The sequence below is a fragment of the Acinetobacter lwoffii genome (assembly GCF_029024105.1).
Classification (GTDB): Bacteria; Pseudomonadota; Gammaproteobacteria; order Pseudomonadales; family Moraxellaceae; genus Acinetobacter; species Acinetobacter lwoffii.
This window is the reverse complement of the sequence record NZ_CP118963.1, coordinates 2150788-2174238: the sequence shown is the minus strand read 5'-3', so window position 1 is coordinate 2174238 and position 23451 is coordinate 2150788. Positions and strand designations below refer to the sequence as shown.

Here is a 23451-nt window from a genome sequence, read left to right as displayed (position 1 = left end):
AGCAGAATTGACATGATCTGAGCTTGAAAACAGATTATTAGATTGAAAAAGACGTAATAAAATGAAGGAGTCTTGCTGAGTGGTTAAGCGTATTGCAATAACAATGCTGTGTGTCGCAAGTTTATCAGGTTGTGCAAGTTTTATTTCCAGCGGCACAGGTACGGCTCCTGTCGGAACTGAAAGTGGGGCGCGTACCTTGGGGCAGGTATTTATTGATTCCTCAATTGTCCGTACTGCAAAAATTAATCTTTATAAATTGGATTCGCGCTTTAAGCAGGCCCGGGTCAATATTGAAAGTTTCCATGGCAATGTCTTGTTGACCGGTCAGGTGCCGGATGCCCATTTAAAGCAACTGGCTGAAGATAATGTCAAATCCATGAGTGATGTCAAAGCGGTACATAATTTTATTACTGTCGGCAATCAGATCAGCTATAGCACCATCATGCAGGATACTGCGGTGACTGCAAATACCCGTGGCTTGATCATGAAAGCGACTGTGGTAGCGGATAGTAAAGTGCATGTGCATACTGAAGATGGCGTACTGTATGTGATGGGTCGTTTAAATGGTGCCGAGATTGCTGACCTGAATCAGGTGTTACAACAGGTGGGTAATGTCACTAAAATTGTGACCCTAATTGATAATGTGGAGCAATATTCAAGTCTGGCTAATCAAAACTTTGCCGCACCGGCATATGCGCAGCCGGGTATTGAACAGACGCCAGTGGCGATTGATCCTGATACGGTTGAACCGACCTATGAACCATAAGGTCGGCCAGTTTAAAACCCAACTCTCACAGCGTATTTTGCAGTTTCAACAGCACTATCAAGATTTCCGGTTATACGATTTTGGTAGTTATGCTTTAAATCGTTTAACTCCGAAACAAGGTTACACAGTCGAAACCCAATTGGCCTATGGCTTGAAATCCCGGCAACGCTTTGACCTGTTTCGGAGTCAGCAGCCTTTGCCACATCGTCCCCTGATTGTGTTTGTGCATGGCGGTGCTTGGTTGCATGGCGATAAAAAGGATTATCAGTTTATTGGCGAGTCCTTTGCTAAAGAAGGTTATGATGTGGTGGTGATGAATTATCATCTGGCGCCACAACATATTTTTCCGACCTATATTCATGATCTGCATTTGTTACTGAATCATTTGCAGCAGTCAGCTGGACAGTTGCAGATCTGTGCTGAAAATCTGGTCTTGATGGGACACTCTGCCGGGGCATTCAATGTGATGTCTGCCTTGTATCATCCGCAATCTGCCAGCATTGATCACAATCAAATCCGGGCGATTATTGGTCTGGCGGGGCCTTATCATTTTGATTACAAAAATGATCCGATCTGTGCCGATGCATTTGATCAGGCGGTGCCTTATCAGCAGGTGATGCCTTATTATTTTGTTAAAAATAGCTCAATCCGGCATTATCTGTTTATTGCCGAAAAAGACAAGATTGTTGGGCATTTCAATAGCCAGGATTTGGACCGTGTACTGAAAGAGAAGGGCAATCATAGCCATCTGATTCAAATTCCGAAACTTGGTCATATTACGATTGTGGGTTCACTCTCCAGTTTGTTTAGCCAGTTTTTCCAGACCAAGGCACAGGTGCTTTGGGCGCTCGAGGATGCATTTAAATCCTGAGACTGATATTTGGTTTAACTAAGCAATAGATAAAAAAGAATCCAGGGGAGAACATCCACTGGATTCTTTTTTAAGCCGTTGAGCTAAATCTTTCGAATGCAGATTTATAGCCAGGTCTTGGTATCATCTGCGACTACTGTACCTTGAGTCACATGCATGATCATGGCATGGGCAATACTGCCTTTAAACGGAATTTCAGGCAGCTGATCGAATTTAAAGAATTGCGCATCGCTAATTTCTTCTTCCTGCAGCTGTAGCTCACCACCAGCATATTCTGCCTTGAAGGCAATCATCAGGTTACTTGGGAAAGGCCAGGGCTGGCTGGCCAGATACTGGATATTTTTGAGATGCAGACCGACTTCTTCCAGCGTTTCACGACGTACTGCATCTTCTAGGGTTTCACCCACTTCAACGAAACCGGCAATCAGGCCATACATCTGACTTTTGGTATTGCGCGCGTTTTTGGCCAGTAAAATCTCGTCTTTGCCTCGGGTAATGACGGTAATAACGCAAGGCTGTACCCGTGGATATTGCCGGTAGTTGCAGGATGGGCAGACCATGGCATATTCAACAGCATGCGCTTCAGTCGCTGTACCGCAATGACTACAGAACTTATGGTTACGACGCCATTCTAAAAGTTGTACTGCGCGGCTGGCCTGTTCGAATTGCTGGGTATTCCAGAACTGTAACAGCTGACGGATGGGAACCAGTTGCAAGCCTGCAGGAATCGGCTCATCGGGAAGAAGATCACGGGCAATCACCTGATCACCCGTGTGGAGTAGCAAATCACTTGCTAAGGCTTCAACCCGTGGAAGTTGAAAGTGTTGATCGACCAGCAGTTGCTGTTGTTGAAAAATATAAGCAAGTGATAATTTGGACATTAGGCAACTATTTTGAGTTTCTCACTACTGTCCAATGCTACCTGAAACATCGCCTGTAATACAGGCTGTTTGTTCTTTAAGTTATCAATCATCATGTCGGCACTGGCCAGGGTGTCTAAAGCACGATGAATTTCTTCCGGACTTAATGCAATCGACAGATCAATACGGTTCTTGATGAATTCTGCAGTGGTGGTGAACGCAGTACGAACATGTTCTGCATTCAGGAACAGCATCGCGCCGCCAATCTCGCAAAACTGTACAGGAACAGGTTCGAGGGCAGTCAAGTCATGATCTTGCAGGTAATTGCTGAGAATCTGGCTAGAAAGCTCGATCAGGGCCTTGGTTTCTGTGAGTAAAGCAGCGTGTGCTTCATCCAGACGGTCCAGAGAAATATTCATGTTGTTGACGCGCAGCTGCAAGCGGCTCGAAGTGTGATGACGTTCCAGTACGCCAATCGAGTTCATGGCAGACAGAATGACATTCATCAACTGCTGGGCAAAGCTGGCATCCTGCATCATCTCCGGCTGGCTCAGTGAAGCGGCCTGACGGGTCAGGTCATGATAGGCTTCATTCAGGTTCAATACCTTGAAGATATTCGCCAGATTATTCAGTTGTGCCTGCAGTTCCTGAGTCTTTTCAGGCGTCATGTTCTGATAGTTGAACTCGATGTCATTACGAATTTGCGCCATTTCCGTGGTCACCAATTCGCTGATGGTATGCATGGTTTCAAAGTCTGGGCCATACAGATGGCGACTGAAGACCTGTAATTGCATATCGGTCAGCAGGTCATCGCCCACATTGAGCTGGCTACGGATAGATTGCGCAGTTTCATCTTCCTGACTGATACATAGGCTGAGCACATTGGCCAGATCAGCCAGCGAAGCCTTGAAGCTGTCTGCCGAGCTAAAATACTGTGCCATGTTGCGCTCAATGCTCACCAAGGTGCGTAGACGTGGCTCATTAATCAGCAGGTGCTCAATATTGTTTAACGCGACATATACCAGATTCCAGTACTGCTTGCTGTCATGTTGTTCTGCAAGTCCGGCCAGATAAGCCCCCACCAGTTTGATGGCTTGCAAATCCAGTTCACTTTCTTCCTGATTGATCAGCTTGTTGAGTGACAGCTTATACAGACGGTGTACATATTGGGATTTTTCCAGACTTGGTGCCTGTGGCAGCGCAAAATCAGGAGTGACGCAATCTAATAGCGATTCTACATGCTGGCCTTCAGTCGTCAGTGGTTTACCCAAAGCCAGTTCCAAGCGGTTCAGGGTATCCAGCAAAAACTGTGGAATTTTTACTTCACGCAAACAGATAAATTCGATATAGCGTTTCAGCATAGTGGTGCCTTCACTCAAGGCGATCACTTCTTGAGTATTGACCTGCGCCGGATTCCCCATAATCTTGCGCATTAATTCTGCTGAATATTGAGCGACTTTTGCCAGACTGGACATGTCGATGAGTGCCAGAACCTGGGCGCATTGTTCGAACTGATTTAATGCATCATCAATACCAAAAGGTAAAGTCTGGTCTTCTACCAAGGTGCTTACTGCTGATTCGACTAACTTGATCGAGTTATCAACCTCATTTTTTATTATCAGTAAAGCTGTTGGATCAAAATGTATAGAGGTTTGGTAAGACATGATCTGCACCTTTCCTGGAGTATTATCTATATATGAGCCCCGCTTTAAACTACGGGGCCTCTTTGTATTTACTATAACTGAAGAACGATAGTTTTAAACCTAAAGTATCCCCGGAAATGTAGATTTTATTTCGCGAAAAGGCAAGCAGTTCCATGTTTTTCTTCGAATTGTTTGACCCAATTCTCATGTTCCTGTAATTCCTGTTCTGACGGGAGAATCACCGGTAATTCAATTTCAACTCTGGCCATCTCTGAACGGCTGTTCTGGTCTTCAGACTGGGACAGGGCATCGATATCAAAAGACACCTGTCCACCGGTCATCGCCAGATAAACATCGGACAGGATTTCCGCATCGAGCAAGGCACCGTGGAAGGTACGGTCGCGTTGTGGAATCTCGTAACGGCGCACTAAGGCATCCAGCGAGTTTTTCTGCCCTGGATGCTTGGACTTGGCCAGTGCCAGAGTATCGGTGACGTCACAGACTTCGGAGAGCGCCTTAAAACCTGCGCGTTTGAATTCCATATCCAGGAAGTTCATATCGAAGGTCGCGTTATGCGCAATAATTTCCGCGCCGTGTAAATAGTCAAACAGTACCTGAGAAATTTCTTCAAACAGCGGTTTGTCTTGCAGGAATTCGTCGGTGATCCCGTGGACATTCACGGAATCGCCGACCGGTGTTTTCGGATTGATATAGATATGAATCGAGCTGCCGGTCAGTTTGCGGTTAATCATTTCCAGCGCGCCGACTTCAATAATCCGGTCACCATCCTGATAATAAAAACCGGTGGTTTCAGTATCCAGAATCAGCTGTCGTGGGCCATGCAGCTGTAACTTGGCCGGTGTAATGACAATTTGCGGATGTATCTCAGTCGAGGCAGATGCGTCTGAAGATGAAGCATCTTCATTGCTGTCCGTTGCTAAAACTTCAGTCTGTACAATTTCTTCAACAGTCACTTCGATGATTTCTTCCGGCAGGTCTTCCAGCTCTTCTTCACTCTCAGCCAGATCCAGACCGAAAGGATCATCTAGCAACCAGTCGGGTTCAGATTTTTTTTTATCTTCAGACATTGAAAGGCTTTGCTTGGATTTTTTCAGGGTTTCATCAGCACCCAGATTGGCCAGCTGATCGGCCATTTCATTGCCCGGATGTCCAGCATGACCTTTGACCCAGTGCCATTCAATATCGCGTCCTTGACAGACTTCATCGAGTTTTTGCCACAGATCCGGATTTTTGACGTCTTTCCAGTTTTTCTTTTTCCAGCCATGAATCCATTCGGTAATGCCTTGTTTGACGTACTTGGAATCGGTATAGATCACCAGTTTGTCTTGCTTGTCACAAAATAAAATGCCTTCAATCGCAGCCGTCAGTTCCATACGGTTATTGGTGGTATGATCTTCACCGCCACAGATTTTGTGTTCTTGTTGGCCGTTAACAATGTACGCACCCCAACCGCCTAAACCCGGGTTGCCGCGACAGGCGCCATCAACATAAAGTGTGATAGTGTGTGACATAGATTAAATCCGATCAAAATAGAACAAGCTGGAAGGCTTATTGTATAGCGCAAATGCAGTCGATCAATCTATATGTCCGGGATTTTTTAATTTCTTGTAACATTTAACGTGAAATCGCGGTAAATTATTGGCTTGAGTCTTCGACATGCTTCACTACAATGGCATATCTAAAAAATAAATTTATATACGAGTTGTTTGGATTTTTTTATGTATAAACCAACCGCAATTTTGTGGCAGCCGACATTACCTACATTTTTAAAATATTCTGTACTGGGAACTGCACTTGCTTCCCTAGGACTGACGGGCTGTTCATCTACACAAAGTGCGACCCAAACAGCATCAAGCAAGCAGGTTGGATCACAATATCTGGATGCCAGCAGTCTGGATGGACTCGAAGATTTACTCTCTGCAACGGATATGCGTGCAGTCGAAGGCGACCGTTTACAGATTCTGAAACATGGTGATGTCTGGAAACGCATGACCGTGGGTTTCAAGATGGACTTAAGTGTCTGGAATCCGCGGATTGATGCGCAGCGTGGCTGGTTTATTTCACGTCAGCCTTATCTGGATCGCTTAAGTGCGCGTGCATCACGTTATTTATATTACACAGTAAAAGAAGCAGAACGCCGTGGCATGCCGACCGAGTTGGCACTGTTACCGATTATTGAAAGTTCTTATGACCCGGCAGCGACCAGTAGTGCGGCGGCAGCAGGTTTATGGCAGTTTATTCCAAGTACCGGCCGCATTTATGGTCTAAAGCAGACTTCTTTATACGATGGTCGTCGTGATGTAGTGGAATCGACCCGTGCAGCCTATGAATTTTTAGGCAGTCTGTATAACCAGTTTGGTTCTTGGGAATTGGCGCTCGCTTCTTATAATGCCGGCCCAGGCCGTATTCAGCAGGCGATTAACCGTAACAAAGCTGCAGGTCTGCCTACCGATTATTGGTCATTGAAACTACCACAAGAAACCATGAGTTACGTGCCACGTTTCCTGGCGGTTGCACAAATTATTAAAAATCCGGGCAGTTATGGGGTGAGTTTGCCACCGATTGCCAACCGTCCGCATTTTCGTGAAGTACCGGTCGGTGTTGCCAGTTTAAATGAAATTGCAGCGATTACCGGTTTGAGCCGTGCAGAACTGTATCAATTAAACCCGGGTCATCGTGGTGATCATATTGATCCTGCAAGTCCGCGCCGTATTCTGATTCCTGCTGACTTAAGTCCTTCAGTGGATGAGAAGCTGAAAAAATTATCCGGTTCAGGTGGTTTATGGGCGAGTAACACGAACAGCTTGCCGCGAAATACGACGACAGTGGTGCCCACCAGAGCTGCACCGCCAGAATTAAATACCAAAACGATTACACCTTCTAAACAGACTCCGCCAGCGGTTGTTAGTAATCAGCCTGCAACGACCGTTGCTAAAACAACGACTCCGGCTAAAGCTGCAAGTACGCCACCTGTCGTCACAGCAGCGGTAAGTACCGCGACAACGGCAAATACTGTGACCCAGACTACGAAAAAGATTTCGACGCCTAAAGGCTCATCTGCCTTGGCCAGTTTTGCGGCACAAAGTGATTTGCCAATTCCAAGTGCGCCGCGTATTCCGGTAGCTGTAACACCTGCAGCGCCAGCGAAACAGATTCAGGTCGAACCACCGATTTCGGCAGCTGAGCGTCAGCAAGTTCAGCAGGCGGTCATCGCACAGGATATTCAGAAAACTGTAGATGAAATTCTGCAGCCTGTTGCAACACCGGCAGAACAGGCCCAAGTGGTTGAAGAGCTGAAAGCATTGGCGCCGGCTGGCACAGAAATTGTTGATCCTTATGACGGTAAAATCAAGCTGACTGCCATTCAAACCAGCCTGTCTGTTGCTGAGCAGCAAGGCAAAGAGCTCACCAAAGGCTTTTCTTATCCGAAAGAAGTTGCTGACAATACCACTGCGAACTCGGTTGAAGCCAAGCTAAATCAGGGCAAAAATTACGTCAAGACGGATTCTGAAGTGGTAGTGGTTGCTCCAAAAGGAAAACGCAGTACCTATAAGGTGTTACCAGGTGATAATCTGGCAATGATTGCGGCTAAAAATGGGGTGAACTGGCGTGATGTGGCGAAATGGAACCAGATTGATCCAAATTCTCCACTGTATGTGGGCACCACCATTTATCTGTATGATGCCAAACCTGTACAGGAAGCCAGCAAAGCCAAAGAAAAGCCGGAAACTTATGTCGTTCAGGCCAATGACTCTTTGACTAGCGTAGCGACCCAGTTTGGTTTTAGCGTGAAACAACTGGCTGATTTTAATGGACTGAATAGTAATAGCGGTCTGTTTGTTGGGCAAAAGCTGTCATTGAAAGATACAGGGCAGTCCAAAGCCAAAGTTGAAGACACGAAAAAAGCTGAAACTGTCAAGGTTCAGACCAAATCCTATACAGTGAAACGTGGTGAGTATCTGAAACTGATTGCCGATCGTTATGGGCTTTCAAATGCTGAACTGGCATCCTTGACTTCAGGTCTGACTGCCGGTAGCAGTCTGATGGTGGGACAGAAAATCAATGTACCACTTCAGGAAGTTGAAGGGCTAACGGCATCTAGCCAGAAAACTGAGCAGAAGTTTGAAAATGTCAAAGTCGATCAGACTGCGACTGAAAACTATCAGGTCAAACGCGGTGAAACCCTGTATAGCATTGCCAGTCAAAGCAAGCTGAGTGTTTCTGAACTGGCTGCATTGAATGGGTTGTCTGCCAATAGTGGTTTACGTATAGGTCAGACCATCAAGATTCCAGCCGGCAGTCAGATCCCTGAAACCTATACGGTTCAATCGGGTGATACGTTGACTGGCATTGCCGCAAGATACAATCTGTCAATGGACCAGGTGGCGAGCCTGAATGGCATGTCACGTAATGCCGGTTTGCGTGTGGGACAACGCCTGAAACTGAGTGGTGACGTGACAGAGCCGGTATCTGAAGTGGTTGTGGAAACTGCGGCAAAAAATACAAAATCGGATTCGCATGTGGTGAAATCAGGCGAAACCTTGAGCTCTATTGCGCGTCAGTATCATTTACAACTGCAATATCTGGCAGATTTGAACGGCCTGAATACCAATAGCACAGTGCGTATTGGTCAGCGTTTAAAAATTGAGGGTGACTTTCCGGCAGATAAAAAAGTTGAAGGCGTGAAAGTGGCAGCTAAGCCTGTAGCTTCTAAGGCAACTGAATCCTATACGGTAAAATCCGGTGAATCCCTGAATGTAATTGCCAGCCGTTTAGGCATAAGCGTGACCGACCTGGCTCAGTTAAATAATCTGAGTCCACGCGCAGGATTGCGTGTCAGTCAAACGATCCAGATTCCAAAACTGGTGACGGATTATAAAGTCAAACGCGGTGATACCTTAATCGGTCTGGCTTCACGTTATGGTCTGAACAGCAATGAACTGGCGGAAATGAATGATCTCAAACCAAATACACAATTGCGTATTGGTGATGTGATTAAAGTGCCGAATTAATGAATGGATCATGAGATTCGCGCATTTATTTAAAACTTTCAGATTGATCTGGCTAGCCCCGCTGCTCGTAAGTAGCAGTTGGGCAGCCCTGATCACCACCCCATATATTGCACTACATAGCCAGCCGAAATATGCCCAGGCCAAATCCCTGCCTTATGCCAATCCGCAAGCACCGAAAGGCGGTACGCTGATTCTGGCAGCTGATGGCAGTTTCGATAATTTGAACAGCATGAATGGCAAGGGCAATGTCACTGAGGGGGGCAACTATATTTTTGACAGTTTGCTGTCCAAGTCACTGGATGAGCCCGGTGTGTACTATCCTTTGCTGGCGGAAAAAGTCAGTTTTGACCCCAAGAAAACTGCCTTTATTATTTTTCATTTAAATCCGAAAGCACGGTTTAGTAATGGCCAGCCGGTAACTGCACAAGATGTCAAATACAGTTTTGAACTGTTTCAGACCCAGTCCAATTTTGGCCTGCAGATGTATTTGGCTGATTTAAACCGGCTGGAAGTCCTGTCACCTTTACAGGTCAAAATGCATTTTAAATCCGGACATAATCCGGAAATGGCGATGATTGTCGCGCAGATGCCCATTTATTCTAAACAGGAATGGCAAAAACGTAATTTTAAAGAATTGACGCTGAAACCGATGCTGGGTTCAGGGCCTTATGTCATTGAACACATAGATGCTGGACGTAGTATTAGCTACAAACGCAATCCCCGATACTGGGGCAAAGACTTGATGGTCAATCGCGGGCGTTATAATTTTGACCGGATCAAGTATCGTTATTATCGTAGTCCTGAAATCAAGTTTGAAGCTTTCAAGTCGGGCCAATTTACCTTGCATGAGGAAAAACAGGTCAACCGCTGGGTGAAAGACTACCAGTTTCCCGCCGTTCGGCAAGGACAGGTGCAGCGTTACCGCTTTCAGCATCACAACCCGATTCCGACCCAGAGTCTGATATTCAATACCCGCCGTCAGCCTTTTGCCGATATCCGTTTCCGCCAAGCCTTGAGTTTTGCCTATGACTTTGAATGGCTGAATAAAGCCATGTTCTATGGTGAATATCAGCGCCTGAACAGCTTTTTTTCCAATAGCGAGCTTGCATCTCATGGACGGCCAGGCATTCAAGAACTGCACATTTTAAAACCCCATTTAAAGCAGCTTGATCCGGTTCAACGTCAGGCGGTACTTGAGGACTGGAAATATCCTCAGTCAGATGCCTCCGGTTTTAACCGGAACAATCTGTTAAAGGCCCGTCAATTGCTATTAAAGGCAGGCTATCGTTATCAACAGGGGAAGTTGGTCAATGCTGCGGGTCAACCGGTACAGATTGAGTTCCTGTTACATCAGGCGGAACAGCAACGTGATCTGATGCCATATCTACGTCATTTAAAACGCTTGGGCATTCAGGCCAGCATTCGTATGGTAGAAACCGCGCAATATTATGAACGGCTGCGGAATTATCAGTTTGATATGATTGTCGATACCATGCCGCAATCCCTGACACCGGGGCAGGAGCAGAAACAGTTCTGGGGCAGTCAGGCCGCCACGCAGCCAGGTAATTATAATTATGCCGGCATTCGAAATCCGGCCATTGATGCCGTCATTCAGCAGGTGACACAGGCTCAAAACCGTGAACAGCTGGTGAATAGTACCCGAGCATTAGACCGTTTACTGCGTGCAGGCTATTATCATATTCTGACTTATGGTACGGGCGAATACTGGTATGCTTACTGGAATATGTATCAGCAGCCGCAACGAAAACCTAAACTCTCCGCCGGGATTGATTACTGGTGGGTCGATGCGGCAAAGGCCAGACATGTGGCTGATTATTTCAAACAGCATTAAGCTCCAAGCCTATCAAGGAGTGCCATGAGCACTTATATTCTCAAACGTCTGTTGCTGATGATTCCAACCTTGCTGATCATTTTGCTGATCAATTTCATGGTGATCCAGCTGGCACCCGGTGGTCCGGTGGAGCAGGTGATTTATCAGGCGCACCAGGTCAATGGTTTGACGCATACCGGATTGCAGTATCAGGGAAAGCAAGGCCTCACACCGGAGATGCTTGAGCAGATCAATACCCAATACGGCTTTGACCAGCCGCTGCATATCCGCTTTTGGGAAATGGTAACGCGTTATGCGCAGTTTGATCTGGGGCAGAGTTTTTTCAAAGACAAGCCTGTGACTGAACTCATCTGGGAAAAATTTCCGGTATCGCTTTCTTTAGGCCTGTGGAGTACTTTGCTGATTTATCTGGTCTCCATTCCTTTAGGGATCAGTAAAGCCCGCAAACATGGCAGTCTGTTTGATCAGACCACCTCTCTAGTTTTGGCCGTGGGCTATGCCATTCCAGCCTTTATTTTTGCCATTTTACTCATCGTCTTTTTTGCTGGCGGGTCTTATCTGCACTGGTTTCCCTTGCAGGGAATTCGCTCTGAAAATTTTGCTGAACTCTCATTCTTTGCGAAAATTCAGGATTATTTCTGGCATATGGCCTTGCCGCTGTTGGCCATGGTGCTTGGCGGATTTGCCAGTTTGACCTATCTGGTCAAATTTTCCTTTGTAGAAGAGCTGAGCAAGCAATATGTCCTGGCTGCACGGGCAAAAGGTTTAACTGAATATGCAGTGCTATATCGGCATGTATTCCGGAATGCCATTTTAGTGCTCATCGCAGGTTTGCCCGAAGTTCTGATCGGGGTGTTTTTCGTGGGCAACCTGTTTATCGAGATTATTTTTAATCTGGATGGGTTAGGTGTTTTAGGGTTTGAGGCAATTATCCAGCGTGACTATCCGGTGATTTTTGGTACTTTGTTTATTTTCACCTTGCTCGGTCTGATACTGCGTTTACTCAGCGATTTGCTCTATCAACTGATTGATCCAAGAATTCATTTCAGTTCACGTCGAGGATCACAATAATGTCTTCCTTGATGCAAATACGCTGGCAACGTTTTAAGCAGCATAAGCTGGGCTTTAGCTGCTTCATTATTTTCAGTGCTATTTTCATCATTTCCTTGGGTGCAGAACTGATTGCTAACGATAAACCCTTGCTGGTGAAATATGATCATGCTTTTTATCTGCCCATCCTGAAATCCTATCCGGAAACCACTTTTGGTGGGGTATTTGAGACAGAAGCAGAATATAAAGATCCTGCCGTACAGCAACTGATTGCAGAAAAAGGCTGGGCGATCTGGCCCATCATTCCGTTTTCCTATCAAACGCCAAATTTTGAACTGGCTGAACCGGTGCCATCGCCCCCGAGTGCGCAAAACTGGCTGGGAACAGATGATCAGGGCCGTGATGTTCTGGCACGGATTCTATATGGTTTAAGGATTTCATTACTGTTTGGTTTTGCTCTGACTTTATTGTCTGCGGTGCTGGGAATTTTAGCAGGGGCAATTCAGGGTTATTATGGTGGATGGATTGACCTGATCGGGCAACGCATACTCGAAGTCTGGAGCGGTTTGCCGATGCTGTTTATGGTGATGGTACTGGTCAGTCTGTTTACCCCGAGTATTTACTGGCTATTTCTGATCATGCTGTTATTTGGCTGGACCACACTGGTGAGTATGGTGCGCGCTGAGTTTTTGCGCGCCAGAAATCTGGAATACGTCTGGGCAGCAAGAAGTATTGGGGCCGGGGATGGACGGATCATGTTCAAACATATTCTCCCCAATGTGATAGGTTCTAGCCTGTCACAGTTACCTTTTATGCTAACCGCCAATATTACTGCACTGACAGCGCTGGATTTTTTAGGGTATGGTTTGCCACCCGAGTCGGCATCCCTAGGGGAACTCTTGCTTCAGGCCAAAAACAACTTAAATGCACCGTGGCTGGCATTATCGGGATTCTTTAGTTTGGCAATTGTACTGAGTTTGCTAATCTATATGGGAGAAGCGGTACGGGATGCTTTTGATCCAAGAAACTAAATCACAAAAATCTTTAACCATGAAAAAATAAGCAGATAAAAATTGTGTAAATTTGACAAGACTGATTGTCAATTGTTCTGGCTTACGTTATAAACGAGTACAAAATAAAAGTAACGTATCAGGACAGATCATGACTCAATTGGCCGATTCCATTCAAATTCGCAATATCACTTTTAAAAACCGCATCATTAAAGGTGCCATGAGTGAAGCACTGGCCAATGATGCCGGCCAACCCAATCAGGCGCATTTCAAGTTGTATGAAGCATGGGCCGAAGGTGGTTTGGGTTGTGCTATTACGGGTAATGTCATGGTGGATTATCGTGCTAAGAATGAACCGGGCGTCGTAGTGGTAGAAACAGAACGCGATCTGGCGCAGCTCAAAGTCTGGGCCGACGTAGGCAAACAGCATGGCATGGTACAATTGGTCCAGTTGTCGCATCCGGGCCGCCAGTGTCCTAAGGGCCTGAATCAAGAAACGGTTGCACCGTCCGCAGTCCCATTTAGTCCGGCTTTGGCAATGAGCTTTGGAACCCCGCGGGAACTGCGTGAAGATGAAATCCTGGATATTATCCAGCGCTTTGCCACTTCGGCTGCTATCTGTGAAAAAGCAGGATTTGAGGGGGTGCAGTTGCATGGGGCACATGGTTATCTGATTAGCCAGTTTCTGTCACCGCTGACCAATAAGCGTCAGGATCAATGGGGTGGTAGTATTGAGAATCGTACCCGTTTCTTGCTGCAAACCTATCAGGCTGTTCGTGCTGCGACTTCGGAAAATTTTATTATTTCGGTTAAGCTGAATTCAGCTGATTTCCAGCGCGGCGGTATTAGCGAAGAAGATGTCATCTATGTCTTTAAAGCGATGGACGCGGCAGGCATTGATATCATTGAAGTGTCAGGTGGTAGCTATGAAGCACCTGCGATGGCCGGCGTGAAAGCAGACAAGCGCAAGGCCTCGACCATTGCCCGTGAAGCCTATTTCCTCGATTTTGCCGAAAAAATCCGTCAGGAAGTGAAGTGCTATATCATGGTCACTGGTGGATTCCGAACAGTTGAAGGCATGAATGCTGCGCTTGACAGTGGTGCCTGTGATTTTGTTGGAATCGCACGTCCCTTTGCAGTAGAACCTGACTTGGGTAATCGTCTGGTTGCAGGGCAGGATGTACGTTATGCGGTTGAGAAAATTAAAACCGGTATTCCAATGGTCGACAAGATGGCGATTATGGAAATCATCTGGTATGCCGCGCAGTTTAAGGAAATTGCTAAAGGCAAGCAGCCTAATCCGAAACTGTCACCACTAAAAGTCTTTTTGCAGTATCTGAAAGGCAATGTCAAAGCGGTAATCAAGGGACAATTAAACTCACGAAAATCGGCTTAATTTTTATCAAAAAAACCGGACACTGCAAATGTCCGGTTTTTTTAATTTCTGGCACTTAGGAGTGCTTTAGGAATAATGCATCGCCTGGGTCTGAAAAGGAAATAATAACTGGCTTAACTGACGAGTCGCCCATAAGCCTATTTCGGTGTGATGCATATGCGGTGCAGTATAAGGAATCAGTAGATCAATTTTCTGTTCAGCACCTTCACAGCGCATAAAGCGGCTTTTTAACTGATTCAAGCGCTGCTGGTCCATGCGGCTCATTGCAGGTTCAATTTTTGCTTGTGATGGCGCTGCACTACGAGAGGACAGGCGAGTTGCTAAGCTTGCACCCTGAATCCAGTCTTTAATAATCTGTTTTTCGGTTGCATTAAAAACCCCAAACATTTTACCTTCCGGATGATCTATCATTTTCCAGAAACGGCTTTGCTCCACTGGTGCATCTTTTACGATCCAGCCTTTGTCAATCATGACCTGCAAAAACTCGGCAATCTGGGCAGGATTGGATAACCAGTCATTGATGGTCTTGCCACTAAACTGGCATTTCTGATTATGAATATATTGACCAATCAGCGCTTTATTCTGGAAAACTTTTAAAGCCATCTGCCCAATATCCAGTTCCTTAATGATCTGGGAGGAACTTTTGCCGATGTCATTCAGAACATAGCCTTTTTTAATCAGTTCAAGATAAATTTGTGGATCTTCAGCTTGATTAAAATGCTGGATAAACGCTTGCAGGGATTTCTGTGCATGACCATTGTGAACATTATCAATAGTAATGTGCACATTGAAATAATGCGGATCGATACCCAGTTCAGCCAGTTCATAATTGGTGATTAACAGATGTAGCGGTAACTGTTCATAGCCGAGATTAAAGCCAATGACCAAAGGTAAATATTTGGCTGGGGCATAAGCTAGTGCTAGCTGTACGGCAGCCTGTTCGTAGTAACTGTCATCCAAATGCTCGGTGTAACTGTTCAGCTCATAATGACTCAACAGGTCCTGATACATGGTGACATGATTGGCACGCGGATGCCCTAAACCAAGCTCTTCGAGATAGATGTAAATCAAATCTTTTAGCTCGGGCTGATTACAGTTTGGCACGGTCGAATATAACCAGGAACCATCGACCAGTTTGACCGGTGCAACTTTGGCCAGGAATTCGAAAGCATGAGAAACCGTTGGAAAATATTCCCGAGGCTGCTGCTGTTTACGGCGATTGACATAGGCCTGGAAAGTGGCACAGATTTGATGATGTTGTTCTAAAAGATGCTGTTCAACCTGTGCGGGCTGATCTAACCATCCGAGAGTATCAATATTTAAATTTTTAATCAGATCGCTCAAATAAGATTCAGCTTTTTCAGTTTTGGTATATGTCGAAATTTCAGTATCTTGAAAAAAGTCGACCCAATCCTTAAAGCTTTTAATTTGATAATTATGATTTTTATTTGGCGATAAAGGTAAACTTAGCTCTGTGCTGACGAACATAATCTGATCCTTGCAGATTTCTCTTGATTTACCTTAACGTGCCCTCTAAAAGCAGGGTGTTGAATTTTTGTTCTAATTTATTGGTGTATTGCTTTAAATGAAAATGAACGGATATTTCTATGCATAGAAATGTTAAAACAATACAAATTGTAAAATTAAGAATGGGATGGCAGCCCCCAGAAAGAGAGCTAGATTTGAACGAATGATAAAAACAAGGTTTAAAGTTTTCAGAAATAAAATTTGCAAGATAAAAAAAGCCCGAGTCGCAATGCTCGGGCTTTTTGTTGAGATGTTGCCATCTCGAATATGGCGTCCCTACGGGGATTCGAACCCCGGTTACCGCCGTGAAAGGGCGATGTCCTAGGCCTCTAGACGATAGGGACAGTACAGAAGATAAATTTTAAAACCGCTACTTTTAGCTTGAAGTAATGGCGTCCCTACGGGGATTCGAACCCCGGTTACCGCCGTGAAAGGGCGATGTCCTAGGCCTCTAGACGATAGGGACTTAATAAAATGTACTTCTGAAAATTGGCGTCCCTACGGGGATTCGAACCCCGGTTACCGCCGTGAAAGGGCGATGTCCTAGGCCTCTAGACGATAGGGACGTTTCAGAGGTGGGCGTATAATAGGGTGAAAACAGGGGGGTGTCAAACGCATTTCCATAAAAAAAATGATTTTCTGGGTTGAGTGCATAAATTTAAAACAATCTAGAGAAAATACTGGAAAATTACATGGTTTAAGCTGGATTTTTAAGCAATTCCAGAATTGCTTCTACTACCTGCGGATGGAGTAAATAGCCGGTAATATCATGCGGGCGGTGAATATGGGTACGAATGCCGTGGTTAATAATTGCGGGTTGAAACTGAAATGGCGGTTGTGTAAGAGGAAAGGCGGTAAGAAAATCATCAGTTGAATAAAAATTTATCCAGTCGCCTGTAATTGCTGCAGGTCGTACAATGGGTTGCGGTAAATGTGACTGGATCACCTGAAAGGCTAATGGCGATCCTAAAGTAATAAAACGCTGTACGTTCAGTTCAGGATGCTGAATAAGATAATTATAGGCAATCACACTGCCCAGAGAATGAGCAATCACAATACAAGGTTTGCGACCATTCAATTGCCGGGCAATTCGCTCATGAACTTCCTTCATGAAAGCAGGATTGTCGAGATACAGATAGGTTTCAATCAGAAATTTTTGAAGCAGGCTCCGATGCAGACTGGGAAAATAATTCAGCAACAATACAAAGTCGCGCAGTGCAACATTTTTGCTTAGCGTGGTAATAAATTTGAATTTCTGTTTAAAATCCATCGGGCCATTCAAATGAAGCTGGGGAAGATCGGAAATCACGGGCTTGCGCCAGCCAGGACGTGGAACGGGTGCAGGAAGCTGAGGATGGACAGGTTGACGGAAACGAAAGCTGGGCCATTGCTGGGGCATCAAGGTTCCAGCATTCAGGATGTTGCGAACGTTATAGTGTGAAAGTAAGTCTCCATAAAATGGAATGTGAATGTGACGTCGTAAATAACTGAATCTGGCATCATGACGGTGTTTGCGAATGCCTTTTTGAAGTATATGCAGCCAGCGCTGGCGGATCGATGCAGCACTATGATGTTGCTGGTTCATTCCATGAATAAAAATAACTTTCATCGATACCTCACGGAGGTCGATCTATATATTCACAGTATAGAGAAAATTGCGGCAAGCCAAGCTGCACTTTTTGTGGCGTTAATGTTTAAATTATCTTCGATAAAACAATCATTAACAGACATTTGTATATTTATAAAAAAGGCAGAAAAAGCAGTGAATTGGTAGGTTCGGATGAAAGATTATACTGAATAGAAGAAGAATATGAATGGAACGGTAAAAGTTGAATTTAGAGTTTGGCGTGAGTCTTAGAGTAATTCCAGGAGCGCTTTAATGACGTCTGGATGCTGAATATAACCATCAATATCATGCGGATGATAGATGGAAGTATGAATCTCCTGATTGATAATCGCCGGCTGAAACTGAAAGGGTGGTTCTGATAACCGAAAGGTAGTCAGAAAGTCATCACTACAATAGAAATTTATCCAGTCACCTGAAATTGCAGTAGGTCGTACAATTGGTTGCGGCAGATGAGCCTGGATGACCCGAAATGCCAACGGTGATCCGAGGGTAATAAAACGCTTGATATTCAGCTCCGGATGCTGAATCAAATAATTATAGGCAATCACGCTCCCGAGTGAGTGTGCCACCAGAATCTGTGGCCTACTGCTATAGAGTTGATCATGAATGCGGCGGTGAACTTCCTGCATAAAATGTGGGTTGGCCAAATAAAGATAAGCTTCTAGCAAAAATTTATGCAAAAAGCTGGCGTGTAAGCTGGGAAAATAATTGATGATTACCGCAAAATCCCGCAAGGCAATATCTTTGCTTAATGCTGTGATGAACTTCAGTTTCCGATTGAAATTCAGGATATCATCAAGATTTAACTGCGGGACGTCACAAATTTGATAGGTACACTGATCTGGTGGCGGTGCCGGTTGCAGCTGTGCGGGATGTAAAAAAGGGAAATGCGGCCATTGTTGCGGCATCAGGGTGCTGGCATTCAATACGTTATGAAAATGATGCCGAGAAAGTAAATCGCCATAAAAAGGGATACGGATATGCCGTTTTAAATAAGTAAAACGGGCTTGCTGTTGAGGGTTTTTCCGGAGGCCTGTTTTGAGGAGATGCAGCCAATGTTGACGTAATGAAGTAGCCGTATACTGTTGCTTGTTCATGCCGTGAATAAACACAATTTTCATCGACGCACCCTTAAGGCTGCCCACTATGGTTATAGTATAGATAAAAAAAAGAGCGGCCGGAGCCGCTCTTTTAAAACTGATGCTTAAGACTTGTTGTGATAAAAGGCATAATAACTTGCATAACACGCTGCAATAAACAGCAGACATCCTACGAAGCTGATGCGCATTGATGGATCAAAGACCATACTGACACAGGTAATAAAACAGAACACAAAGCCCAGGATTGGCACAATCGGGAACAATGGTGCAGCGAAGCCCAGCTCTTTAGCCGTATGACCTTGTTTATACCACTGACGACGGAAGTTGAACTGGCTTAAGCAAATACTCATCCAGACCACCACCATGGTAAACGCCGCAACGCCCAGCAAGTTGGTAAAGATCGTTTCTGGCGCAAACTGTTCAGACAATAAACCTGGCAATGCACCCAGCATGGTCACCATGACTGCAATATACGGTACACCGCGAGCATTCAGTCTTGAGAATACGGCAGGTAACTGTTTGCTGTATGACAATGACCACATCATACGTGAAGCAGCAAATAGACCTGAGTTGGCAGCAGACAACAATGCAGTGATAATGACAAAGCGGATGATGTCTTCAGCATATGGGATACCAATGTGCTGGAATACGGTTACGAATGGGCTGCTACTCACGCCTTCAGCGGCTAAGCCCGCTTCCTGATGCGGAAGTAAGGCTGTTACCACGATAATGGTACCTACAAAGAAAATTAATAAGCGGAAAATTGCCGTATTAATCGCTTTAGGGACATTTTTCGCAGGATCTTCAGTTTCACCGGCAGCCACACCAATCAGCTCGGTACCAGAGAAGGCAAAGTTCACGATCAGCATCGTAGCAAAAATCGGGAATAGACCTTCAGGGAACCAGCCTTGTGCAGTCAGATTGGTAAATAAAGGTGCAGCTTCATAGCCTTGATAGCCCAGAACACCAAAGATGGCCAATAGACCTAAAAGAATAAAAGCAACAACCGTGACCACTTTCACCAGTGCCAGCCAGAATTCGGATTCGGCAAACCAGCGAGTAGAAATCATATTTAGACTAAATACGAATACACCAAAGATAATGGTCCATAACCACATAGAAATGTCCGGGAACCATTCCTGCATCAGCAAGGCCGCTGCAGTAAATTCAGTTCCGAGAGTGACCGACCACGTCAGCCAGTATAACCAGGTGATGGTATAGCCTGTGCCTGGCCCAATATAGCGTTTGGCATAAGCACCAAATGAACCAGATTCTGGCATATGAACGGCAAGTTCGCCCAAACATAGCATCACCATGTACGCGATAATACCGCCCAGGAGATAAGCGAGAATGGCACCTACAGGCCCCGTTTGTGCAATGACTTCACCCGACCCTAAGAATAGGCCTGTTCCGATTGCGCCACCAAGCGAAATCATGACCAGATGTCGAGTACTCATAGCGCGTTTTAAAGGCGCAGAATTGCCCTGATGCGTAGCATCATTCGGAGATGAGTGCATAGGAAATAAGAAATACTTCAAAGGAATGAAGCGAGCTATTGTAGTGAAAAACTACAAATCTGCAATCGAATAATAGTAATTTCGAATAAGGTCTGATCGTATGAGATCAATAGATGGCGTCCCTACGGGGATTCGAACCCCGGTTACCGCCGTGAAAGGGCGATGTCCTAGGCCTCTAGACGATAGGGACGTTGCGAGGTGATGCGTATATTAAGGATTAAGCCGGGGTTTGTCAAAAGGGTTTTTGCTAAAATTCATTTAACAGTTTAAACATTAGGCAAAACAAAAACTTTATTTTATTAAGATGTTATTTTCTGAACAGATTTCAGGACTATAAAAAATAAATATTTGAAAAGATCACTAAAACTTAGTGATCTGGAGTTTGATATTGCTCAGGCTGAGAGTTTTCAGCTGGGGTTGATACTGTCTCAGTCTCCGCAGTGTTGTCATCATCACGGTTGACGATATAGAGATATAGCGCGGATGGGGCTAAAATCAGTAAAACCAGTAAGATCTTTTTTAACATGATACAAAGGCAAAATATGAAATCGCATTAATTATAGCCTAAGCAAATCTAAAAGAGCAGCAGCATGTACCTATTCAGGCTCTAGAATTTAAAAGTAACATCTGCAATAAATTGGCGGCCGATTTCAGTCATCACACGTGGTCTATCATTTGAGGTCGAGCCTGTTGTATAGGTATTCACGCGGTTGGTTACGTTGTTAATGGTTAAACCAAAAATTGCCCTTAAATCTTTTGAAATTTCCCAGTCATAGGTGGTGCGCATATCCCATGTAAATTTGGGTTTAATTTCAGAGGCTAAATAGGTATCAAGCAGTTCACCTTCATATTCGACTTTGTCATTTTTATCGGAGACTGCAACCATATCATCGTAACTGTCTTTATAGCTAAAGAAGTTTGAAATACGTACAGGCAGTGTATCGAATGTAATGTCCCAATTTACTCGTGCGGTCCATGGTTGGTTAAAGTTTGGGGGAGGGCGGTCTGACCAACGGATAATTTGACCATCATAAGAGACCCATTCATCTTGAATGGCTTGATCATAGGCTGAAGTGTAATCTATATAACTGCGGAAGACTTCACTGTAGTCAAATCCCAAGGCAAATAAATGTTGGCTATCCCCCAGAGCGATCGGTTGACGATTTTTAAGTGTTAAGGTGTAGATGTCAGCTTTGCCACTTCCATCATTGTTATATTCGTAGAAGAATTTTGATCCATCGAAAGGAGTAGCTTTAGTTTTTGATATTTCATCCTGATATTTGCGATTGACCCATTTTAGCCCTAGATCCCAATTCTGGATTTGTGTATTCAGGCCTAAAGCAGTCTCGTCACTGAAAGGGGTATTGAGCGCTGAACTACGCGCACCGCTGGATAGTGCAGTTTGTGTTGCTACCCAAGGCGCATGTGGTTTTTCACGTGACAGTTTGTAGAGCAAATCATTTTGAATTTCATTCAGCTCTGTACCTAAAGTTTGCTGACCATAGTAGCGATTCCATCCCGCGGATAAATGCAATTGATCATTACTAAAGGGTTTGTAAGAGAGACGGCTACGAGGAGCAATATTGATATTACTACTTAAAGAGTCATAATCAGCGCGAACACCAAAGCGTGTTGAAAATTGATCATTCCACTGAATATTATCTTCAATAAATATATTTAGGCGATCTTGCTGAGCTTGGATAGCACCAGCTTTGTACAGAGTGCCACCAGCGATATATTGTCCATTCCAACCATTTATCGTTAGTTTATCATCACAATATGGGTCACTTTGAAGGCAGGTAGTATCTTTGCCAAGTTCTTTTAAGTTGATCTTTGTCGCGAGTAAAACATCCTCGGCTCGTTTCCACTCAACATGAGCATGGCTATAACCCGCACCTAGAGTCATGTTGTGTTGGGATTGACCAACTTTAAATGGGTCTATATTGGCTTGTAGGTCGTAAGAGAGAACGTCTTGGAGTTGTTTGATTTCTCCCATGATGGCGCCTTCTCGAACAACATCGGTATTATTCCAATCTTTACTTCCTTCGGCGTAGTACCAATGCATACTGTAGTTATTATCTGCAATGCGTTGTGTCGCCGAGTTTTGGAAATTAAGTTTATGTACGAGAGTACCTAGATTGAATTGGTGTTCGAGTTCAGAGAATAATGTAAGTGTTTCGGTTTCAGTGGTACTTCCCGAATCACGATTGCTGTCCACATAGCTCAAACTGTCCAGCAATCCATAATCCAAACCAAACTTCGCTTTGGTTGAGGCGTTTGGTGTATAAAATAATGTTGCACCAAGATTTGAGATATGTCGTTCTTGATCAATTGTTTTAGGTGTTTCAAAGCCACTTTTGACTGGAATAATGGACTCTCTTTGAGAAGCATAAGCATTAAAGCCCCAATCATTCGAGAGCTTCCCATAAATATTGGTGCTTAGACCTTGTTTGGTATATTCCTTTTGGTAGTCATCTGTAGGTTCTTCAAATTTACTTTCTTCTAAAGGTGAAATTGAGTTGTAGCGAGCCCAATCACTTTCAGTGTAATCGTAAGTGATAGAACCGTGAATTTTACCTATCTCTGTTTGCGGTGCGCATATTTTAGCATTTATAACACCACCTGTGAATTGACCATAAGCGGCAGACACATTGCTATCTAATACTTCAAGCTCACAAAGTAGGTCAGTGTTCACTGCCATAGCTTGTGCGCCAGTCCCAATATCTTGAAACGTATTTGTGTTTGAATTTGCTGGATTAATAAGTAGGTTGTTGGAAACACCATTCACAATGAAATTGTTTTGGAAGGTTTGTGCACCATTAATTGAGATTTCGGCAGGTTTAATTTCACCTTGAGAACCTGCTGCAAGTTGTGACTGACTAAACTGCACATTCGGATTCACTTTTAAAAAATCGGTAATGTTCTTTGAGCTATTTGGCGTACTTTCTAAATCTTCTTTTGAATAAACTGTTTTTCCCACTTCATTTGCTTGCTGAGCTTCGATAATAATCGTGCTGAACTTAACCGTAGCTTCCTTGAGGATGGATTCTTGATAATTTGATTCTTCTGCAAAACTAGATGTTGATAAAGCTGTTAGAACCGCAATAGAAAGTGGGGAATAAGCAAAACGCATGAGAAGGGTTAAATCTGCGAAAGATAATGGAAGTGATTATCATTAACTTAGAGTAGGTAAGAATTA

16 protein-coding genes and 4 tRNA genes are annotated in these 23451 nt (G+C 44.5%); 7 read left to right on the top strand and 13 right to left on the bottom strand.

Going from position 1 to position 23451, the window contains the following annotated elements; translation table 11 throughout:
* The first annotated feature begins 79 nt into the window (after positions 1–79).
* Together PYW33_RS10650 and PYW33_RS10645 are read left to right on the top strand one after the other, a co-directional pair.
* A complete protein-coding gene (locus PYW33_RS10650) occupies positions 80–766 on the top strand; it encodes a BON domain-containing protein (RefSeq protein WP_004279522.1) in 687 nt (228 codons plus the stop codon).
* Positions 756–1637, top strand: a complete 882-nt coding sequence (locus tag PYW33_RS10645; protein ID WP_004646363.1) for an alpha/beta hydrolase — start codon at positions 756–758, stop codon at positions 1635–1637. The genes PYW33_RS10650 and PYW33_RS10645 overlap by 11 nt, the downstream gene beginning before the upstream one ends.
* A gap of 104 nt (positions 1638–1741) precedes the next feature.
* Here the strand turns inward: PYW33_RS10645 and nudC are convergent, their stop codons facing one another.
* The 3 genes from nudC to dnaQ form a co-directional block, all read right to left on the bottom strand.
* Positions 1742–2518, bottom strand: coding sequence for an NAD(+) diphosphatase (gene nudC / locus PYW33_RS10640; RefSeq protein ID WP_004646364.1), 777 nt, complete (start codon positions 2516–2518; stop codon positions 1742–1744).
* Entirely contained in the window at positions 2518–4161 is a 1644-nt protein-coding gene (locus PYW33_RS10635; RefSeq protein ID WP_004646365.1) for a hypothetical protein, read from the bottom strand. The genes nudC and PYW33_RS10635 overlap by 1 nt, the downstream gene beginning before the upstream one ends.
* A gap of 125 nt (positions 4162–4286) precedes the next feature.
* Positions 4287–5672 (bottom strand): DNA polymerase III subunit epsilon, encoded by a 1386-nt coding sequence (gene dnaQ, locus PYW33_RS10630; protein ID WP_004646366.1) that lies wholly within the window; start codon positions 5670–5672, stop codon positions 4287–4289.
* A gap of 207 nt (positions 5673–5879) precedes the next feature.
* On the opposite strand from dnaQ, the gene PYW33_RS10625 reads away from it, so the two are divergent.
* The 5 genes from PYW33_RS10625 (at position 5880) to PYW33_RS10605 (ending at position 14481) form a co-directional block, all read left to right on the top strand.
* On the top strand, positions 5880–9173 hold the full coding sequence (locus PYW33_RS10625) for a LysM peptidoglycan-binding domain-containing protein (RefSeq protein WP_004646367.1): 3294 nt from the start codon (positions 5880–5882) through the stop codon (positions 9171–9173).
* 10 nt (positions 9174–9183) lie between these two features.
* Positions 9184–11025, top strand: a complete 1842-nt coding sequence (locus tag PYW33_RS10620) for an extracellular solute-binding protein (protein WP_004646368.1) — start codon at positions 9184–9186, stop codon at positions 11023–11025.
* A gap of 24 nt (positions 11026–11049) precedes the next feature.
* The gene (locus PYW33_RS10615; protein WP_004646369.1) at positions 11050–12096 is read left to right on the top strand and encodes an ABC transporter permease subunit; all 1047 of its coding nucleotides are present in this window, start codon (positions 11050–11052) and stop codon (positions 12094–12096) included.
* Entirely contained in the window at positions 12096–13106 is a 1011-nt protein-coding gene (locus PYW33_RS10610) for an ABC transporter permease (protein ID WP_004646371.1), read from the top strand. The genes PYW33_RS10615 and PYW33_RS10610 overlap by 1 nt, the downstream gene beginning before the upstream one ends.
* 130 nt (positions 13107–13236) lie before the next feature.
* Entirely contained in the window at positions 13237–14481 is a 1245-nt protein-coding gene (locus tag PYW33_RS10605; protein ID WP_004646372.1) for an NADH:flavin oxidoreductase/NADH oxidase family protein, read from the top strand.
* A 66-nt stretch (positions 14482–14547) separates the two neighbouring features.
* Here the strand turns inward: PYW33_RS10605 and PYW33_RS10600 are convergent, their stop codons facing one another.
* The 10 genes from PYW33_RS10600 to PYW33_RS10555 form a co-directional block, all read right to left on the bottom strand.
* Positions 14548–15969, bottom strand: coding sequence for an iron-containing redox enzyme family protein (locus PYW33_RS10600; RefSeq protein ID WP_004646373.1), 1422 nt, complete (start codon positions 15967–15969; stop codon positions 14548–14550).
* Positions 15970–16276: 307 nt separating this feature from the next.
* Positions 16277–16352 (bottom strand) — tRNA-Glu (locus tag PYW33_RS10595).
* A 46-nt stretch (positions 16353–16398) separates the two neighbouring features.
* A tRNA-Glu gene (locus PYW33_RS10590) sits at positions 16399–16474 on the bottom strand.
* A gap of 24 nt (positions 16475–16498) precedes the next feature.
* Positions 16499–16574 (bottom strand) — tRNA-Glu (locus PYW33_RS10585).
* Between the two features lie 131 nt (positions 16575–16705).
* Positions 16706–17617 (bottom strand): alpha/beta fold hydrolase, encoded by a 912-nt coding sequence (locus tag PYW33_RS10580; protein WP_004646374.1) that lies wholly within the window; start codon positions 17615–17617, stop codon positions 16706–16708.
* A gap of 245 nt (positions 17618–17862) precedes the next feature.
* Positions 17863–18756: an alpha/beta fold hydrolase gene (locus tag PYW33_RS10575; protein ID WP_004646375.1), complete on the bottom strand. Its 894-nt coding sequence runs from the start codon at positions 18754–18756 to the stop codon at positions 17863–17865.
* Between the two features lie 83 nt (positions 18757–18839).
* Positions 18840–20252, bottom strand: coding sequence for an amino acid permease (locus PYW33_RS10570; RefSeq protein ID WP_004646376.1), 1413 nt, complete (start codon positions 20250–20252; stop codon positions 18840–18842).
* 114 nt (positions 20253–20366) lie between these two features.
* Positions 20367–20442, bottom strand: a tRNA-Glu gene (locus tag PYW33_RS10565).
* A 177-nt stretch (positions 20443–20619) separates the two neighbouring features.
* Complete coding sequence (locus PYW33_RS10560) at positions 20620–20778, bottom strand: hypothetical protein (protein ID WP_004646377.1); 159 nt, start codon at positions 20776–20778, stop codon at positions 20620–20622.
* 81 nt (positions 20779–20859) lie between these two features.
* Positions 20860–23385 carry a TonB-dependent receptor plug domain-containing protein gene (locus PYW33_RS10555; RefSeq protein WP_004646378.1) on the bottom strand — a complete coding sequence of 842 codons (2526 nt, stop codon included), beginning with the start codon at positions 23383–23385 and terminating at the stop codon, positions 20860–20862.
* Between the last annotated feature and the right edge of the window lie 66 nt (positions 23386–23451).

Coding starts and splice junctions, on each gene's coding strand:
- PYW33_RS10575 (WP_004646375.1), bottom strand. CDS start 18,756: ATGAAAATTGTGTTTATTCACGGCATGAACAAGCAACAGTATACGGCT.
- PYW33_RS10635 (WP_004646365.1), bottom strand. CDS start 4,161: ATGTCTTACCAAACCTCTATACATTTTGATCCAACAGCTTTACTGATA.
- PYW33_RS10615 (WP_004646369.1), top strand. CDS start 11,050: ATGAGCACTTATATTCTCAAACGTCTGTTGCTGATGATTCCAACCTTG.
- PYW33_RS10570 (WP_004646376.1), bottom strand. CDS start 20,252: ATGCACTCATCTCCGAATGATGCTACGCATCAGGGCAATTCTGCGCCT.
- dnaQ (WP_004646366.1), bottom strand. CDS start 5,672: ATGTCACACACTATCACACTTTATGTTGATGGCGCCTGTCGCGGCAAC.
- PYW33_RS10620 (WP_004646368.1), top strand. CDS start 9,184: ATGAGATTCGCGCATTTATTTAAAACTTTCAGATTGATCTGGCTAGCC.
- PYW33_RS10625 (WP_004646367.1), top strand. CDS start 5,880: ATGTATAAACCAACCGCAATTTTGTGGCAGCCGACATTACCTACATTT.
- PYW33_RS10560 (WP_004646377.1), bottom strand. CDS start 20,778: ATGTTAAAAAAGATCTTACTGGTTTTACTGATTTTAGCCCCATCCGCG.
- PYW33_RS10610 (WP_004646371.1), top strand. CDS start 12,096: ATGTCTTCCTTGATGCAAATACGCTGGCAACGTTTTAAGCAGCATAAG.
- PYW33_RS10555 (WP_004646378.1), bottom strand. CDS start 23,385: ATGCGTTTTGCTTATTCCCCACTTTCTATTGCGGTTCTAACAGCTTTA.
- PYW33_RS10600 (WP_004646373.1), bottom strand. CDS start 15,969: ATGTTCGTCAGCACAGAGCTAAGTTTACCTTTATCGCCAAATAAAAAT.
- PYW33_RS10645 (WP_004646363.1), top strand. CDS start 756: ATGAACCATAAGGTCGGCCAGTTTAAAACCCAACTCTCACAGCGTATT.
- PYW33_RS10605 (WP_004646372.1), top strand. CDS start 13,237: ATGACTCAATTGGCCGATTCCATTCAAATTCGCAATATCACTTTTAAA.
- PYW33_RS10580 (WP_004646374.1), bottom strand. CDS start 17,617: ATGAAAGTTATTTTTATTCATGGAATGAACCAGCAACATCATAGTGCT.
- nudC (WP_004646364.1), bottom strand. CDS start 2,518: ATGTCCAAATTATCACTTGCTTATATTTTTCAACAACAGCAACTGCTG.